This is a genomic window from Corynebacterium minutissimum, from assembly GCF_016889765.1.
In the GTDB taxonomy this organism is placed as follows: domain Bacteria; phylum Actinomycetota; class Actinomycetes; order Mycobacteriales; family Mycobacteriaceae; genus Corynebacterium; species Corynebacterium minutissimum_B.
Genome location: NZ_CP069533.1, coordinates 1,115,767 through 1,132,743 on the forward strand (window position 1 = coordinate 1,115,767; position 16,977 = coordinate 1,132,743).

General features: G+C 62.6%; 15 protein-coding genes. 6 read left to right on the forward strand and 9 right to left on the reverse strand.

Annotation, left to right across the window (positions count from 1 at the left end; all coding sequences use genetic code 11):
• Positions 1 to 95: 95 nt before the first annotated feature.
• The 7 genes from I6J26_RS05115 to serS form a co-directional block, all read right to left on the reverse strand.
• Positions 96 to 1,160 carry an HNH endonuclease signature motif containing protein gene (locus tag I6J26_RS05115; protein WP_239121840.1) on the reverse strand — a complete coding sequence of 355 codons (1,065 nt, stop codon included), beginning with the start codon at positions 1,158 to 1,160 and terminating at the stop codon, positions 96 to 98.
• 45 nt (positions 1,161 to 1,205) lie between these two features.
• Positions 1,206 to 2,042 (reverse strand): HAD family hydrolase, encoded by an 837-nt coding sequence (locus I6J26_RS05120; RefSeq protein WP_181815406.1) that lies wholly within the window; start codon positions 2,040 to 2,042, stop codon positions 1,206 to 1,208.
• 82 nt (positions 2,043 to 2,124) lie between these two features.
• A complete protein-coding gene (glpK, locus tag I6J26_RS05125; protein ID WP_115023912.1) occupies positions 2,125 to 3,672 on the reverse strand; it encodes a glycerol kinase GlpK in 1,548 nt (515 codons plus the stop codon).
• Positions 3,673 to 3,695: 23 nt separating this feature from the next.
• Complete coding sequence (locus I6J26_RS05130; RefSeq protein WP_115023914.1) at positions 3,696 to 4,433, reverse strand: MIP/aquaporin family protein; 738 nt, start codon at positions 4,431 to 4,433, stop codon at positions 3,696 to 3,698.
• A 76-nt stretch (positions 4,434 to 4,509) separates the two neighbouring features.
• Entirely contained in the window at positions 4,510 to 6,234 is a 1,725-nt protein-coding gene (locus tag I6J26_RS05135; protein WP_115023917.1) for a glycerol-3-phosphate dehydrogenase/oxidase, read from the reverse strand.
• Between the two features lie 349 nt (positions 6,235 to 6,583).
• Positions 6,584 to 8,311, reverse strand: a complete 1,728-nt coding sequence (locus tag I6J26_RS05140; RefSeq protein ID WP_115023918.1) for a lysophospholipid acyltransferase family protein — start codon at positions 8,309 to 8,311, stop codon at positions 6,584 to 6,586.
• 94 nt (positions 8,312 to 8,405) lie between these two features.
• A complete protein-coding gene (serS, locus tag I6J26_RS05145) occupies positions 8,406 to 9,671 on the reverse strand; it encodes a serine--tRNA ligase (protein ID WP_115023919.1) in 1,266 nt (421 codons plus the stop codon).
• A 65-nt stretch (positions 9,672 to 9,736) separates the two neighbouring features.
• On the opposite strand from serS, the gene I6J26_RS05150 reads away from it, so the two are divergent.
• The 3 genes from I6J26_RS05150 (at position 9,737) to I6J26_RS05160 (ending at position 12,008) form a co-directional block, all read left to right on the forward strand.
• Positions 9,737 to 10,468: a GntR family transcriptional regulator gene (locus I6J26_RS05150; protein WP_115023922.1), complete on the forward strand. Its 732-nt coding sequence runs from the start codon at positions 9,737 to 9,739 to the stop codon at positions 10,466 to 10,468.
• Positions 10,469 to 10,535: 67 nt separating this feature from the next.
• Positions 10,536 to 11,633, forward strand: coding sequence for a septum formation family protein (locus I6J26_RS05155; protein WP_115024509.1), 1,098 nt, complete (start codon positions 10,536 to 10,538; stop codon positions 11,631 to 11,633).
• Positions 11,634 to 11,660: 27 nt separating this feature from the next.
• Positions 11,661 to 12,008 carry a metallopeptidase family protein gene (locus I6J26_RS05160; RefSeq protein ID WP_115023923.1) on the forward strand — a complete coding sequence of 116 codons (348 nt, stop codon included), beginning with the start codon at positions 11,661 to 11,663 and terminating at the stop codon, positions 12,006 to 12,008.
• A gap of 33 nt (positions 12,009 to 12,041) precedes the next feature.
• Here the strand turns inward: I6J26_RS05160 and I6J26_RS05165 are convergent, their stop codons facing one another.
• Together I6J26_RS05165 and pheA are read right to left on the reverse strand one after the other, a co-directional pair.
• Positions 12,042 to 12,689 carry a histidine phosphatase family protein gene (locus I6J26_RS05165; protein ID WP_115023925.1) on the reverse strand — a complete coding sequence of 216 codons (648 nt, stop codon included), beginning with the start codon at positions 12,687 to 12,689 and terminating at the stop codon, positions 12,042 to 12,044.
• A 10-nt stretch (positions 12,690 to 12,699) separates the two neighbouring features.
• The gene (pheA, locus tag I6J26_RS05170) at positions 12,700 to 13,608 is read right to left on the reverse strand and encodes a prephenate dehydratase (protein ID WP_115023928.1); all 909 of its coding nucleotides are present in this window, start codon (positions 13,606 to 13,608) and stop codon (positions 12,700 to 12,702) included.
• Positions 13,609 to 13,641: 33 nt separating this feature from the next.
• On the opposite strand from pheA, the gene I6J26_RS05175 reads away from it, so the two are divergent.
• The 3 genes from I6J26_RS05175 (at position 13,642) to I6J26_RS05185 (ending at position 16,940) form a co-directional block, all read left to right on the forward strand.
• Positions 13,642 to 14,787, forward strand: coding sequence for an amidase (locus I6J26_RS05175; protein ID WP_115023930.1), 1,146 nt, complete (start codon positions 13,642 to 13,644; stop codon positions 14,785 to 14,787).
• Positions 14,788 to 14,789: 2 nt separating this feature from the next.
• Positions 14,790 to 15,485 (forward strand): CPBP family intramembrane glutamic endopeptidase, encoded by a 696-nt coding sequence (locus I6J26_RS05180; RefSeq protein WP_181815408.1) that lies wholly within the window; start codon positions 14,790 to 14,792, stop codon positions 15,483 to 15,485.
• Between the two features lie 75 nt (positions 15,486 to 15,560).
• Positions 15,561 to 16,940 carry an LCP family protein gene (locus I6J26_RS05185; RefSeq protein WP_204084470.1) on the forward strand — a complete coding sequence of 460 codons (1,380 nt, stop codon included), beginning with the start codon at positions 15,561 to 15,563 and terminating at the stop codon, positions 16,938 to 16,940.
• Positions 16,941 to 16,977 lie beyond the last annotated feature (37 nt).

Here is a 16,977-nt window from a genome sequence, read left to right on the forward strand (position 1 = left end):
GGGCTCTGCACAGCGCAGGGCCCCGCTTTGAGGATCGCCGATTTCGCGGATGCCCTGTGGGGGCGTCCGCGTGGGCGGTGTGGTGCTTGGGGGGGTTAGCCTGGCCTGGGGAGGTTGTTCTGGGCTTGTTGGTAAGCCGCCTGGGCAGTGATCGGTTCTGCCCACGGTGGGACGTAGGCCACCTCTCCGCGAATCCTAAACACGTAGCCGGCACCTGTTGGTTTCTCCGGGTCGTCATCATTAATGCCGTTGTGGTAAGCACACAACATGGTCAGATTCGGCGGGTTGGTAGCCCCACCGGCTTTCCACGGCACTAGGTGATGCACGTGTGCATAATCAGCCGGTTTGTTACAACCTTTCCTGGCGCAGGTGGGGTGCTCGGCACTGGCCATGATGCGCTGCTCGAACCCGGCAAGGCGTTTCATGCGATGCAGCCAGACCGGCCCGATGGTGGGGTGGATGAGGGTGACGTAGCCGATCTCAGCAAACTTATAGTTCAAAAACTGCGTGCCCGTCATCCGGCCACCGTTGGTGAGCTCGAGGACGATGTCATCCCCGTCGCCGGAGATAATCTTGTCGAGCTTATCCAAGGTGACGACCACGCTGGTGAATACGGCGGGTTTGGTTCCGCCGTGGGACTTGTTGAAGAAGACGTGCTTGGCTGCCTCCAACAGATTGTCCTGGTTGAGAGATTCTAGAACGCCGCGCATCTCGGTGACGGTCATGGGGTCATCGGTAATCGTGAGTGAATGCGGGCCTTCCGAGCGGTAGGTCATGCGCACCCCAGGTTTCGGCACACGTTTAGGCTTGAGTTCTTTTAAGCGCTTGGCCGCTACGGCTGGGATGTTTGGTGCTGGGGTGCCGGCAAGCTTGAGGCGTAGGTTCCAGGCATGCAGCTGATTTTTTAGCTTCTTGGTGTAGGACTCAATGAGGCTGAGCGTGGCTAAGTCGTGGTGTTGTTCGGCAGCTCGGGCGCGGGCTTGTCGTTGTTTGCCCGTGAATTTCGTGGTGCCGAAGTAGACGTGGTTTAAGCGTGCCAGCTCGGTGGCATCGGCTAGCGAAGCGCCGAGTGCGCGTAAACGTCTCTCGCCTCCTACCGCTTGCTCCACCAGTGTGATCCCCGAGTTGCGGTAGGAGAAATAGGTCTCTAAATCCCCCATGACCCAGAACACTAAAGCACCCTGACCACCCCCGCAACCCGAAGATTAGAACCAGTGCTCAAGCACCTTGGCCACGCCGGCCTGGTGATGGGGAAGGGTGGTGGCATCGGAGACGTCGACAAGCGCGGGGTGTGCGTTTTCCATCGCAACGCCGAAGCCGACCCACTCCAGCATTTCGAGGTCATTGGGCATATCGCCAAAGGCGATAATGTCCTCGCGAGCAATAGCGTGATGTTCCGCCAACCACTGGACACCGCGGCGCTTCGTCACGTTCGGCGCAGCGACCTCGAGCACACCCTCCGACATCGAGTACGTGACGTGGGCAAGCTCCGGATCGATGTGCGGGGCGACCAACTCATAGAGCTCCGGGGCCGAATAATCAGTATTGCGAATCAGCAGCTTCACGGCTGGCTTCGACACCAACTCCCCCACGCTCACCAGGCCAAAACCTTCAAACATCGCGTTCTCTGAATAGTGCGATTCCACCACAAAGAGTTCGTCCACGGGATCCAGCAGCGAGCCGCCAGCGCGCTCCGCGCCGAAACCCGCGCCGCCCAGGGGCTGGAGGGCTCGGGTGGCAACGTCGACAGTTTCGGCCAAAGCCTCCGGGGATAACTCGTGGGCGGAGAGGACGCGGTCCTCGGCGGAATCATAAATCACCGCGCCATTCGACGTCACGCACACCGGGCGTACCGTAAGTTGCTCCAGTACCGGCATAATCCAGCGGAAAGGTCGACCCGTGGCCAAAGCGAACTCGGCTCCGGCATTGACAGCCCGGGCGATGACCTCCCGATTGCGCTTAGGCACACGGTGGTTGCGGTCCAACAGGGTGCCGTCGATATCGCTCACGATGAGTCGTGGGGCGTGCTCCGGGAAAGTCATAACCATGAGTCTACGTCAGGGGCCTAGAACGCGAATGCGGCCGCGACACACGTTGTCACGGCCGCAGGAAAGGCGCTAAAGCTTAGGCGATAACGTCATCATCGTCGGTGTCTTCCCAGTTGAGGGAACGCTTGATGGCGCGCTTCCAGTCGCGGTAGAGAGCGTCTACCTCGTCCTTGTCGCGCTGCGGCTTCCAGACCTTGAAGTCGCCCTGCTGGGAGCCCAGTACGCTGAGGTCATCCCAGAAGCCGGAGTCCAGGCCGGCGGCGAAGGCCGCACCGGTGGCGGTGGTCTCCACGTTCTTCGGGCGGTGAACCTCCACGCCGAGCATGTCAGCCTGGAACTGCATGAGTAGTTCGTTCATGGTCATGCCGCCGTCGACACGCAGCTCGGTGATCTCCACGCCGGAATCAGCAACCATGGCGTCCGCGACGTCACGGGTCTGGTATGCGGTGGACTCGAGAACCGCGCGGGCCAGGTGCTTGCGGTTGGCATAGCGGGTCAGGCCCACGATGACACCGCGAGCATCCGGGCGCCAGTACGGAGCGAAGAGGCCGGAGAAGGCCGGCACGATGTAGACGCCGCCGTTGTCCTTGACCTCGCGGGCCAGGTTCTCGATGGACGCGGAGTTCGGGATGAGTTGCAGGTTATCGCGCAGCCACTGCACCAGGGAACCACCCATGGACACGGAGCCCTCGAGCGCGTAGACCGGACGCTCGCCCTCGCGCTGGAAGCACACGGTGGTGAGCAAGCCGTTGTCGGAGAACTTCGGGGTGGTACCGGTATTGAGGAGGAGGAACAAGCCGGTGCCGTAGGTGTTCTTCGCAGAACCCGGGCGGAAGCAGCCCTGACCGAACATGGCGGCCTGCTGGTCACCAAGGATGGCGCGAATCGGCACGCCAGACAGGGAGCCGCGCTCACGGACGGTGCGGAAGTCACCGAGGGAGGGACGAATCTCCGGAAGCATGGAGGTAGGAATACCCATCTCCTTGCACAGATCCTCATCCCACTCGAGCTTCTCAATGTCCATGAGCAGCGTACGGGAAGCGTTGGTGACGTCGGTGGCGTGGAGGGCTTCTTGGCCGTTGTCGCCGTCGGCACCGCCGGTGAGGTTCCACAGCAGCCAGGTATCGATGGTGCCGAAGAGAAGCTCGCCGGCCTCAGCGCGCTCGCGAGCGCCCTCGACGTTATCGAGGATCCACTTCACCTTCGGGCCAGCCGGGTAGGAGTTGATGATCAGACCGGTGCGACGACGCCACTTGTCGGCACCCTCATCACCAGCCAGTTCCTTACAGATTTCGGTGGTGCGGGTGTCCTGCCACACGATGGCGTTGTAGACCGGCTTGCCAGTCTTCTTGTCCCACACAACGGTGGTCTCACGCTGGTTGGTGATACCCAAAGCGGCGATGTCTTCGACGTTGATGTCGGCATTAGCCAGGGCTTCACCGACGGCACGACGGGTATTGCTCCAGATCTCCTCCGGGTCGTGCTCAACCCAGCCCTTCTCCGGGAAGATCTGCTCGTGCTCGAACTGTCCGACGGACACCTGCTCGCCGTCGTGGTCAAAGATGATGCAGCGCGTGGACGTGGTGCCCTGGTCAATCGCTGCAACGTAGCTCTTGGTGGACATAACTTTCTCCTTGTCGGGGTGTTTTAAAGGGCTATGGACAGCAGGCCAACGGCGACGGCCGACAGCATCGGCGCGACGACCGGAACCCAGGCATAGCCCCAGTTTCCAGTGCCCTTGTCCTTGATGGGCAGGACGAAGGCGTACATGATGCGGGGACCAAGGTCACGGACCGGGTTGATGGCGTATCCGGTGGGGGTACCGAGGGACAGACCGATAGACACGATGACGAAGGCAACGCCGAAGTAGCTCAGCGGGCCGAGCTCGCCGCCGGTAGGACCGAAGGCAATGAACATGAGCAGCACAGTGGTAGCGATGAACTCCGTCACTGCGTTCCAGCCGTTGTTCGGGTGCGCCGGGTTCGTGAAGAAAATACCGCCGGTGTTCTTGTTGGCTCCGGTGACGTTGCCGGCTTCGTCGACATTGTTGGCGTCGAAAAGCTGCTTAAACGTTGCCCACGCCAGGAAGGCACCGACCATGGCGCCCAGGATCTGACCCAGGAAGTAATAAGGCACGAGGCTCCACTCAAGAGAGCCATTGACAGCGAGCATGATGGTCACCGCCGGGTTGAGGTGACCGCCAGAGGGGTCCGCGATGCTAGCGCCCAAGTAGACGCCGAGGCCCCAGCCCATTGCGATAACGATCCAGTCTGCACCGCGCGCCGCGGAGGTGCGGAGGTTTACAGTGGCGCAGACGCCGTTACCCAACAGGAGCAGCACTGCCGTGCCAAGGAACTCCCACAGGAATGCATCAGTTCCGGTCATAACTTGTCCTTTCTCTTTTACCTAGGCCAAAGGCCCAGCGAGAGACAGCAAACGTCCTCGCTGGGCCTCGTGACGCTTAGGCTTCTTCCTTAGTGGCTCGTGCGCTGCCGGCGCGCTCGAGAATGTCATTTGCCTCACGGTCGGTGAGGGCAGCCTCGGCGGCAAGCTCCGCCTCGGTGTGCTGCTTGAACTGGCTAACCTCGCGCTCAATGTCGTTCTGGTCCCAGCCCAGCAGCGGCGCGACGAACTCAGCAATAGGCTGAGCAGCGGCAACGCCTCGGTCGGCGAACTCGATGGCCACGCGCAGGCGGCGAGACACGATGTCGTCGATGTGCAGTGCACCTTCGTGGGTGACGGCGTAGCGAACCTCAGCCCAGATGTAGCTTTCAGCGCCCGGAACCGCCTCAAGGAGGGAGGCGTCCTCGGCGGCGGGAGCCAGAACCTCGCTGATGAGCGAACCGTAGCGGCCAAGCAGGTGCTCGATGCGATTCTCATCGAGGTTGTAGCGGCGAGCGAGCGCCGGAACCTGGTTGGCCAGCGCGTGGTAGCCGTCCGCGCCCAAGATCGGGGTGCGCTCGGTGACGGATTCCGCCACCTTAAAGCCCAGTTCCTTAGCGGCCAGGTCCACTGCGTCCTTACCGATAACGCGGTAGGTCGTGTACTTACCACCAGCAACGGAGACGAGACCCGGGGCTACGCGGGCAACGGCGTGGTTGCGGGAGAGGTTGGTGGTGGAGTCGGACTTACCGGACAGCAGCGGGCGCAGACCGGAGTAGACACCGACGATGTCCTCGCGGGTAATCTTGTTGCGCACGCGCTGGTTGACCTGGTCCAGGATGTAGTCGATATCTGCTTTGGTCGGGGCCGGATCCGGCAGGGACAGGCCCTTTTCCCAGTCAGTATCGGTGGTACCGATGATCCAGTACTCGCCCCACGGGATGACGAAGAGCACGGACTTTTCGGTGACGAAGCACAGAGCGGCGTCGGCATCGAGGGCGTCCTTCGGGACAACGATGTGCACGCCCTTGGAGGCATGAACGGTGAACTTGCCCTCCGCGCCAGCCATCTCCTGAATCTTGTCGTTCCAGACACCCGTGGCGTTGATGAAGACCTTGCCCTTGACGGTGGTCTCGCGGCCGGTCTCGAGGTCACGGACCTGCGCGGCGGTGATGCGGCCGCGGTTATCCTTCTCGAAACCAATAACCTCGGTACCGGTGCGCACGCTTGCGCCATATTCAGCAGCGGTGCGCAGGACGGTCATGGTGTGGCGGGCGTCGTCGACAAGCGTGTCGTAGTAGCGCACGCCACCGACGACGGCGTCCTCCTTAAGGCCCGGGGTGACCTTGAGCACGCCCTTGCGGGTGAGGTGCTTCTGCATCGGGACGCTCTTGGCACCACCCATGAGGTCATAGAGGGTAAAGCCGCCGAACATCATGACGCGCTCCCAACCGCGGTGGGTAAGGGGGAAGATGAACTTCAGCGGCTTGACCAGGTGCGGGGCCAGGGTCGACATGTTTAGCTCGCGCTCCTTGAGGGACTCCGCAACGAGGCGGAAGTCAAACATGGCGAGGTAGCGCAGGCCACCGTGGAACATCTTGGAGGAACGCGAGGACGTTCCTGCCGCAAAGTCTTGGGATTCCAGCACGGCCGTCTTCAAACCGCGGGTGGCTGCATCCACCGCAGCACCAGCGCCTACGGAGCCACCGCCGATAATGACGACGTCGTAGTCCTCAGTGGAGTAGTCGTTCCATGTCTGTTCAAAATACTCGGGGTTAAAGCTGTGGTTACTCGTCGTGGTCATGGTTGACCGAATCTCCTCTCTCGCTGCTTACCACTGCGCGGAAAAGATTTGTTCACATGACAAAGGCGCAGCTCAAGCAAATGTGCTCACCCACCGCGCGAGCAACGATGCCTCGGCATTGTCCACCACGGTCATTGCTGTGCGGCTGAGATGAAGAAGAAGTTATCTCCCAAGCTCCATGCTATAGATCACGCCTTTTTCATTCCGGAGACGCTACTCACACGTAACCTCCGGAGGGGTAAGCAGGACTTTTTCACACCACTCAGTAGGTGCACAAAAAGAAAACTACCCCTATCAGGGGGGCAGTAAGGGGCAAAGAGAATCTCCCAAAAGTGGGAGATGTGCAGACTTATTTCTTCTTCGATTTCTGTAGGCGGGCCATCGCCTCCAGCACCTCTGCCATTCCGAAGCGCTCGGCGGAATACGTCACGGCCCGAGCCGCCTTGACCACCTCAATGGGAGCGGTCTCAAGGGCCACCATATGCACGGCAACGTCCTCGTCGCCTTCGGCAAACGTCTCGTCACCGGGTTCATTCGCAAAGAAGAGGAGGTCCCTCGGTTCGGCTCCAATCTTCTTCACCACCGCGGCCAGCCCCTCAGCCGGGGAGGAGGCGGTCGCGACGGGACCACCGGGAGCGTCGTTAAACTGCACGCCTTCAGCACCTTCGGCACAGGCAATGCGCCAGACGTCCTGCGGGATGTCCTCCACGGCAGCGGCATCAAGTACTGTGCCCTGCTGCGAAATAATCACCAGATGCTCAACCTGGGGATGCAACTGCGCCAATGCTCCCTGGAGGCGCTTCGACACTTCGCCGCCCTCCATGCTCATCGCGCTCTGATCCGCCACAACAATGCGCGGCACAGCGGAGTACTCCGCCTTGATGCGGTGCGGCAGACGGGAAACGATGAGGCGAGACTGCGTGGCGGCCGAGAGCAGGCCCTGCTCCACGACGGACCCCGCGAAGATCTCCTTGCCGCTCGCCGTCATCGACGCCTGCGCCTCGGCAACGTCGGACTTGAGCTGCGCCATAACCTCCGTCACCTTGTCGCGACCCTCCTCCAGACCACGAGTTGCCTCCTCCACCACGGAGTTGAGGTTCTCCTTGATCCATTCCAGGGTTTCCGGCGCGGTACGCGGCCGCTCCTTGAGCTGGTCGGCGTCGGTGGTGCTGTCGGCGCTGTCGGTACTGGGGACGTCGGCAAGCACTGCGTCATCCTCCGGCGTGGCAGACTTTTTGAGCGTCATGCGGTCGCGCACCAACTCAATGGTGGCGGCAGAGACATAGCCTTTGAGGTGGGCCAAGTCATCGCGCAAACGACGCACGCGGTAGCGCTCATCCTCCACCACGGCGTCCTGAGCCTCAGCCTCCTCCAAGGTCGGCGCACCGCCCCCCTTGCGGGCAGGTACCCAATACTCGCCCGCGGGCATCGGCCCGAACTCGGACTCATACTGCTTCCACAGCTCCTCGAGCGCTTCCTGCATGCGGCGACGCACTTCCGCGATATCGGCATCGGGGTCACCCGTGGTGTAGTAGGGCTCCAGCGCCGTGATGAGGATCGGAGTATTCGTGCGGCCCAAGTGCTTCTTCTGCCCCTTGGTCCAGAGGCGCTGGGAGCCAAAAATAATCTGCGGGATAATCGGCACACCCGCCGCGTGGGCAATGCGCGCAGCACCATTGCGCATGGACCTGATTTCGAAACTGCGGGAAATGGTGCCCTCCGCAAAGACGCCGACCAGCTCGCCACTCTTGGCCAACTCGGTGCCCTTCACAATCGACGCCCCACCATCAATGCGATCCACCGGAACGTGCCCCATCACTTCGAAGAGGCGGCCCACCACCGGAGCCTTGAACACCGAGGCCTTGGCCAGGTAACGCACGAGGCGCTTCTTCTGGTACGCCAAGTAGGCTCCGAAAAGGAAGTCCATATAGCCCGTGTGGTTGCACACGATGACCGCGCCGCCCTCATCCGGAATGTTCTCCACGCCCGACAGGCGCATCTTCAAACCTTGGGCCACGGTGACCGCACGGCCCACGTGTGTGATCTGCCGGTAGACAAAATTGGTCACAGCGCTCATGGTGCTCCAAACAGGTAAGAAACCTCGCCGCCTGAAGGAGGCGGCGAGGAGGGACAAGTCAGGGCGATGCGCGCGAAACCCCGCGCGCAGCGATCTACTGGGAGTTTACGGGGTAAAGCACATCCTTGCCCACGAAAGGACGAAGAGCTTCTGGAACCACGACAGAACCGTCCGCCTGCTGGTGGTTTTCCAGGATGGCCACGAGCCAGCGGGTGGTGGCGAGGGTGCCGTTGAGGGTAGCGGCGTACTGCGTCTTGCCGTTCTCATCACGGTAGCGAGTGGAGAGGCGGCGAGCCTGGAAGGTCGTGCAGTTCGAGGTCGAGGTCAGCTCGCGGTAGGTGCCCTGGGTGGGAACCCATGCCTCGTTGTCGAACTTGCGGGCAGCGGAGGATCCCAGGTCACCACCGGCGATATCGATGGTGCGGTACGGCAGCTCCATAGCGGCCAGCATGTCCTTCTCCATCGCGAGCAGCTTCTGGTGCATCTCTTCGGCGTCTTCCGGCTTGCAGTAGATGAACATCTCCAGCTTGTCGAACTGGTGCACGCGCAGAATGCCGCGGGTGTCCTTGCCGTGCGAACCGGCCTCGCGGCGGAAGCAGGAGGACCAGCCAGCGTACTGAATCGGGCCGTTGGAGAGATCAATAATCTCGTCCTTGTGGTAGCCGGCCAGAGCCACCTCAGAGGTACCAACGAGGTAAAGGTCATCTTCCTGGAGGTAGTAAACCTCATCCGAGTGCTGGCCCAAGAAACCCGTGCCCTGCATGACGTCCGGACGCACAAGCACCGGCGGGATCATGAGGGTAAAGCCAGCCTCACGGGCCTTCTGCGCGGCCAACATGAGCATGCCCAGCTGCAGGAAGGCGCCGTCACCAGTGAGGTAGTAGAAGCGGGCACCGCCAACCTTGGCGCCCCGTTTGACGTCGATAAGCCCCAGCGACTCACCCAACTCCAAGTGATCCTTCGGCTCAAAGTCGAACTCCGGCTTGTCGCCCACTTCCTCAATCAGCACGAAGTCATCTTCGCCACCGGCCGGCGCGCCTTCGACCACGTTGGAGAGCTGGTACTGCAGCTCCTCCACCTTGGCCTCAGCGGCAGCCGCTTCCTCGCTCGCTGCCTTCACCTTCTCCTTGAGCTCATTCGAGCCCTCCAGCAGTGCCGGGCGCTCCTCCGGAGAGGCTTGGCCAATCTTCTTGCCAAAGGCGTTCTGCTCAGAACGCAGCTGGTCCGCCTTCACAATCGCCGCGCGGCGCTGCTCATCGGCGGCAAGCAGCTGGTCCACCAACTCGGGATCCTCCCCACGGTTAACCTGGGAAGCGCGGACTACATCGGGGTTTTCGCGAAGAAACTTGAGATCAATCACGCCTCCCAGTCTAGCGCATGCACTACCCTTTGCGGTGGTAATAACCAGCGGCCTATCATAGTGTTATGGCGCCTCACATCATCACCGACGGCCCCGTGCCCAAGCACGCGCAGCTGCGGGATATTCTCTCGGAGCTCTGCCGCACCACGCTCAAGCCGGGCGATATCCTGCCTGGCGAGCGCATTTTGGAAGAAACCTACGGCGTTTCCCGCATCACGGTTCGTCGCGCCATCGGGGATTTGGTGGCGGAGGGCCGCCTGCGTCGCGTGCGTGGCAAAGGCACGTTCGTGGCGCCGAACCCACTGGTGAGCCGCCTGCATCTCGCGTCATTCTCCGATGAGATGGGGATCCAGAAGGTCACGGCATCCTCCAAGATCCTGCTCGGTGAGCGCAGCACCGCGCCGGACGAGGTGTGCGAATTCTTTAATACCGCTCCCACCGTGGCCCATACCCACTTGCGCCGCCTGCGCTTGGGCGATGGCGAGCCCTATTCCATCGATGATGGCTGGTACAACTCCACCTTCGCGCCGACGCTGCTGGAAAATGACATTTACAAGTCCGTCTATGCCATTTTGGGCTCGACCTTCGACGTCCCCATTACAGAGGCCGAACAAACCGTGACGGCCGTAGCGGCAGAGGAAGAGATCGCCGCGCTTCTCGACGTCTCCCCAGGCACCCCCCTCCTCCACATCACCCGTTTCGCCCGCTCGGGGGACCGGCCGGTGGAATGGTGTTCCTCGGTCTACCGCACCGACCGCTACCGGCTGACCTCCCGCGTCGCCCGCGCTTCTCAGTAAATGTCACGGTGGGCCGTAGGAAGCGCCTAGGAGCCGCTAAGGCTAAGGGGGTACTATGAAGAGTTCTATGAGCACTACTTCTGCCTGGCGCTCCGCCTCCTCCATCCGCGTCGTCCTCGTTGCCGCCTTGGCCGCGGCCGCCTTCATGGCTGCCTACGGTGTGTTCAGCGGCGATTCTTCCAGCAGCGACACGGCCGCGGGCGAGTCCACCGCTCCCAGCGTCGACGGTAGCCAAGCCGCCGACCCCTCTGCCCCGGACGCAGCGGCAGCATCCTTCACCTCCGCCTCCGCGGGGGCATGCGTGACGTGGGATATTGCTCCGGATGGCACCGCCACCGGCTTCGAGCAGACCAGCTGCGACAAGCCGCACCGCTTTGAAATCTCCGCGCGCGAGGACTTGAGTGCCTACCCCACCAGTGAGTTCGGCCGCAATGCCGAGCGCCCGGACATTACCCGCCAGAATGCGCTGCGCGATGAGCTCTGCGAGGCACCAACGGTGAGCTACCTCGACGGCAAGTGGGATCCCCATGGTCGCTATGACATCGCCTCCATCCTGCCGCCGGCGGCCTCGTGGGAGAAGGGTGACCGCACCCTGCTGTGCGGCCTACAGACCACAGACGCTGCGGGTGTCCCGCAAGAGTCCACGGGAAAGGTCGCGGAGGTGGACCAGGCGGTCGTCGCCAAGCCAGGCGAATGCCGCAAGGTCGATGAATCACAGGTGGTCAGCACCGTGCCGTGTACCGAGCCGCACCAGATGGAGACCGTCTCCGTCATTAACCTGGCGGAGCGTTTCCCCGACGGCTACCCCAGCGATGAGGAACTGGACAAGCACTTATCGGAGACCTGTACCCAGGACGCCATGGATTACCTGGGCGGTGAAGAAAATCTTTACCAGTCCACGCTGCAGCCCTTCTGGGATGCCCTATCCCGCGAATCGTGGGAAGGCGGTTCACGTTCGGTGAACTGCTCCTTGATCCACGTCAACCGTGGTTTCTTCTCCACCGTGACGGGCTCGGCCAAGGACGGGCGTGACGGCCTGATGATTGATGGCGCCCCGCCCACCGAGCAGCCCAAGCGCAATCCCCTGCGCGATCCAAATGAGCAAGGCGGTGGCGATACCCCCGCGGCTCCTACCGAAGACCCGGCTGCCGCACCGGCCCAGTAGGCGCCCGAACCACAAAGGGGAACAGCAATGTATGAGGTCAGCGAGGAGCGCTTTGAAGAACTCGTCGGCGAGGCCCTGGACAAAATTCCGGACAGGTTCGTGGAGCAGATGCGCAACGTCGTCATCCTCGTCGAGGACGAGAACCCAGAGAATCCCCATCTGCTGGGCCTCTACGAGGGAGTCATGCTGACGGAACGCACCGCCTCACACACCGGCTACCTGCCGGATGCTATCTCCATTTACCGCAAGCCGCTGCAGTCCATCTGCAACTCAGAGGAAGAGCTAGCCCATGAGGTCATGGTGACCGTCTTCCACGAGGTGGGGCACTACTTTGGCTTCGAGGAGGACCGCCTCCACGAGCTGGGCTGGGGGTAGGCGCCCCGAGACACCTACGCTGGCTATAACGAATTAGACGTCGGTATCGGCCCAGCGTTTTAGGGTCCACTGGCCGAAGGACTGGCCGTGTGGCTCCATGAGGGTAAAGCGGCAGTTGGGCATATAGCCGGTGTAGGCAAAATCCGGGTCCACGCCGCAGGCATGGGTCGTGACCACACGGATTGCCGCGCCGTGGCTGACGACGATGACATCTTCGTCGTCGCCAAGCGTCGCGGCAATATCCTCTAGCACCGGTTGGTAGCGCTCGAGCACGTCGGTGTAACTTTCGCCGCCCGGCATGCGGGCTTCCGGATCACCATCGACCCAGCCGCGCAGGGCCACCATGTATTCGCGGTGGGTATCCTCGCTGCCGCTCATCTCGTGCTCGCCGGCGTAGACCTCGTGCAGCCCCACGCGGACCTCGACGGGGACGTTGCGTTCATCGGCAGCCTCGGCATACGCCTTGGACGCCAGCATCGCCGTCTGCTGGGCTCGCAGCGCAATGGAGCAGACGAAGCGCACGCGGCGGCCTTCACACAGCTCGGCCAACTCCCGGCCCACGTCCTCCGCTTGGCCGCGGCCGCGCTCGGTCAGCTCGGCTCCCGGCGGGCGGGTATCCATGATGCGGTCAATGTTGGAAAAGGTCTGGCCGTGGCGCAGGAGAATGATTCTTCCGGTCATGCTTCACACATTATTGCCCGGTGCGCGCCTTCGCTACCCATTCATCAGCCTGGTTCAACCGAGCCAGATCCAGCTGGGCCCTCGGTGTTGCCGCAGCGGAGGGCCACGAGCCTACGAAGACCACCTCTTCTGCGCGCAGCCACAGCGCCCGCAGGGCCTCGGCCACGGGTTGATCATCGATGTGCCCGATGAGATCCGCGTGGAAACGGTAGTTGCCAAAGACAGTACGCAGCGGACGGGACTCGATGCGGGTGAGGTCCACGCCGCGGTGCGCAAACTCCTGCAGGGCGCCCACGAGTGAGCCGGGTTCGTTGGGCAGGGTAAAGATGACGGACGTGCGGTCGTGGCCAGTGCGCGCGGTGGGTTGGCCGGCGGGGCCTACTAGGACGAAACGAGTGGTGGCGCCCTCAACGTCGGCGATGTTGTCCGCTAGTGCGCCCAGCTCAAAGATCTCCCCGGCGCGGGCAGGGGCGGCTGCTGCATCCACCTCGCCGCGCGCCACAGCCTGGGCGGCTGCGCCATTCGACGCCGCCGGGACGTACTCCACGCCCGGCAAGTTCTCCTCCAGCCAGCCGCGAACTTGCTGGTAGGCCACCGGATGAGTCGAGAAGGTGGTAATCTGCTGCGCGCTCTTGCCCTGGGTCAAGATGGAGAAGGACACCGGGAGATCCACTTCGCGATAAATCTGGACCGGGGAACCATCAGCCAGCGCATCGAACGTGGCCGTGACTGGTCCGTCCACGGAGTTTTCAATGGCCACGCAGGCATAATCGGCGTCGCCTGAACGCACCGCGGCCAGCGCTTCCTTCGGGGAACTAACAGGAAGAGGCGTAATCTCGCCCAGATCTGCGGCGAAACGTTGCATTGCCGCCTCTGTAAACGTTCCGGCGGGCCCCAAGAATGCGATGGTGGTGCTCATGCAGGCAACCTTAGCCCACTAGACTGGGCCGCCATGGACGTTAGCGAGTTCACCCTGGAGAAGCTGCGCGAGGATCTTGCGGGGCTAAGCCCCGAGGAGCACGGTTTCACTCACATCGATCTGGACCGCCGGCCGCAGCGCCATGGGCGCTTGAGCGGGTGGATTCTCTCTGCCAAGGATCTCAATGATGTCGCTGGAATGCCCACTACCCACGGCCACGCTGAGCGCACCTACCTCGCCGAGGAGACAGATCCCTTCCTGCAGGAGCTCATCGACGCCGGCGCAGTCATCATTGGCAAATCCGCCGCCCCCGAGCTGGGCCTGCGCGTCGATACGGAACCCGTGGGCCTTCCTCATCCGGATAATCCGCTCTACCCCGGACATACGCCCGGCGGTTCCTCCGGTGGTGCAGCCGTGCAGGTGGCGCGGGGTTTGCTGCGCGCGGCTCTTGCCTCCGATGGCGGTGGTTCTATCCGCGTTCCGGCTGCCGCCTGCGGCGTCGTGGGCTTCAAACCTGCGGGCGAGGACCTCTCCGTGCCTGGTTTTATTACCCGCTCCGTGGCTGATAGCGCTACCCTCCATGGGCTAACTCCGCGCACACCGCGCGCCCGCGTCGGAGTGCTCACTGATCCTCTTTTCGCTGAGGTAGAGGTGGCTCCGCACATGCTCCGCGCCGTTAGCGAAGCCACTGCCCGGTTGGAGGGCGCCGGTTTCGAGACCGTCGCCATCTCGCCTTACCCGCAGGCGGCTGCAACGTTTGAGGCCTTCCATCACATCTTTACCCACCGTCTGGCGGATCTGGAGTTCGCTGAAGGCTACGCCGAGTGGATTCGCACCCAGGGCCGCCGTGTCACGGAGATGGAACTCTTGCTCGCGCGTGGTCACGCCATCGTTCTGCCTGGCGTTCTCCGGAAGTTCTGGCAGGTAGATGCCGTCCTCTCCCCCACGTTGGCCTTCGATCCGCCGCGTCGTGGGCACTTCCTTGACCGCGACCATCAGGAGAATTTCGACGAGCAAACCCGCTGGTCGCCCTGGGGATCACTGTTTAATGTGGCCAAGCTTCCGGCGATCTCCGTGCCGTGGCCGGTGCCCAACCACCCGCCAGTCGGCGTTCACCTAGGCGGCATCACGCTGGACGACGCCTCCCTTCTCGGCCTGGCCCAGGTGCTCCACTCATGACCATGACGCGCTCTCGCCTCCGGGCGGAAATTCTCATCGTTCTCACCATCACGTTTGGTATCTCCGGGGTACGCGCCGTCCTTCGGCTCACGGATTCCCTCCTCAACCCTGCCCCGCTCAACGAGCAATCCGTCACCATCAACTCCTCGCAGTCCACAACGACTCTGCTTGACCTCGCCTTCCAGCTATGCAGCACCGCCATCTTGGTGGCGTGGGGCGCGCTCGTGCTCTACCTCCTTGCCTGGCCGCCGCGGCCCCGTTGGCGCGATGGCCTCCATGGCGCGGCATTAGCCGCTGTCATTGGCCTGCCGGGGCTGCTGCTTTACTACGCGGCATTGCACTGGGGCTGGACCAAAGAGGTCATTCCGGGGGCTTTTGATACCTGGATTGAAATCCCCGTCTTGCTGCTCAAGTCCTTCGCCAACGCCTGGGCGGAGGAGCTCGTCGTGGTCTATTGGCTTATGAGCAGGCTCAAGCAGTGCGGCTGGGCTCTTCCTGCCTCGTTGGCGGCGACGTCCCTCCTGCGCGGCTCCTATCACCTCTATCAAGGAGTCTCGGCGGGGTTTGGCAATATCATCATGGGGCTACTCTATGGCTGGTATTTTCACCGCACTGGACGGGTATGGCCGCTGGTCATCGCGCACTTTCTTATCGACGCCGTCGCGTTCGTCGGTTACGCCGCCCTCTTTGGCGCTTAAAAAGTAGCTGGAAAAGGCTCCGCGCACGCCCTGTGAACTCTGGGGCAGGAGTGATTAGGCGGTACAGTGTTCCCCATGACCTATCAAGGACGCGATCCAGAGCGCGAGGCGCGCCGCGCGGGCGAATCCCCCGGCGATTACCGCCGCGCGGGTTCCGGCAGCTCGGCTCAGTCTGCTGGCGCTCATGCCAGCGATGCTGAGCTGGGCGATTACGTCCTCGGCGCTGATGGCCAGCCCCTGCGTGACCGCTATGGCCGCCCAGTGCGCCGCCGCCCCCAGTCCTCCCAAGCACGCCGTCCCGGCGCGCGGTCCGCAGAGCCCTACCGCGGCCGCCCTGCAGCATCGCGCCGCGAGGAAACTCGTTTCGACGTCGATGCCTATATGGCCCAGAACCCGCCGCGCCAACAGTCTCGCCCCTACGCGGACCGCGCTGCTCAGCAGCGGTACGAACCCCGCACTGACCAGCCGCCACGCAGCTATAACCCAGATGCTCCGAGGCGCGCCTCTCGTCTTCGCGCTGCGGGCCGCCCGCACAGCCGCCGCAAGAAGGTCAACCCCCTCAAGCAGGTTTTCGGCTGCGCAGGCTGGCTCGTTGCCATCGCACTAGTCTTCACCGTGGTGTTCACCTTGTGGACGGATAGTCGCTTGACCCGCATCGATGCGCTGCCTGAGGAGCAGGTGGCATCGACCTCCGGCACTAACTGGCTACTCGTGGGCTCCGACTCCCGCCAAGGTCTCACCGAGGAACAGCAGGCAGAGCTAGGCACCGGTGGAGACGTGGGCGTGGGCCGCACGGACACCATCATGCTCCTGCACATCCCAAAGTCTGGCAAGGCCAAACTAGTCTCCATCCCGCGCGATAGCTACGTTGACGTCCCCGGCTTCGGCATGGACAAGATCAACTCCGCGTTTACCTACGGCGGCCCTCAGCTGCTTGCCCAAACCGTGGAACAGTCCACGGGTCTACACATCGACCACTATGCAGAGATCGGCATGGGCGGCCTTGCCAACGTGGTGGATGCCGTCGGCGGCGTCGAGATCTGTGTGCAGGAACCCATTAACGATCCGCTCGCCGGTATTGACTTGCAGGCAGGCTGCCAAAAACTCCGCGGACCAGATGCTTTGGGCTATGTGCGCACCCGCGCTACCGCAATGGGTGACCTCGACCGCGTACAGCGCCAACGCGAATTCTTCGCCGCCCTGTTGGAAAAGACAACCTCCCCAGCGACCATCGCGAACCCCTTCAAGGCCATCTCCTTGGTCAACCACACCGCGGACTCCTTCATCGTCGGCCGCTCGGACCACGTCTGGCACTTGGCACGCGTGGCGCTGTCGATGTCCTCTGGTGTGGAGACGGAGACTGTACCGATTGGCGGCTTCCAGGACACCGTGGTGGGCAATGTCGTCCTGTGGGTCGACGCCGGCGCACAGGCTCTCTGGGATTCGATGCGTTAAGCTTCCTGCCGGTCACTTCGATCAAATAAGGCTCCAA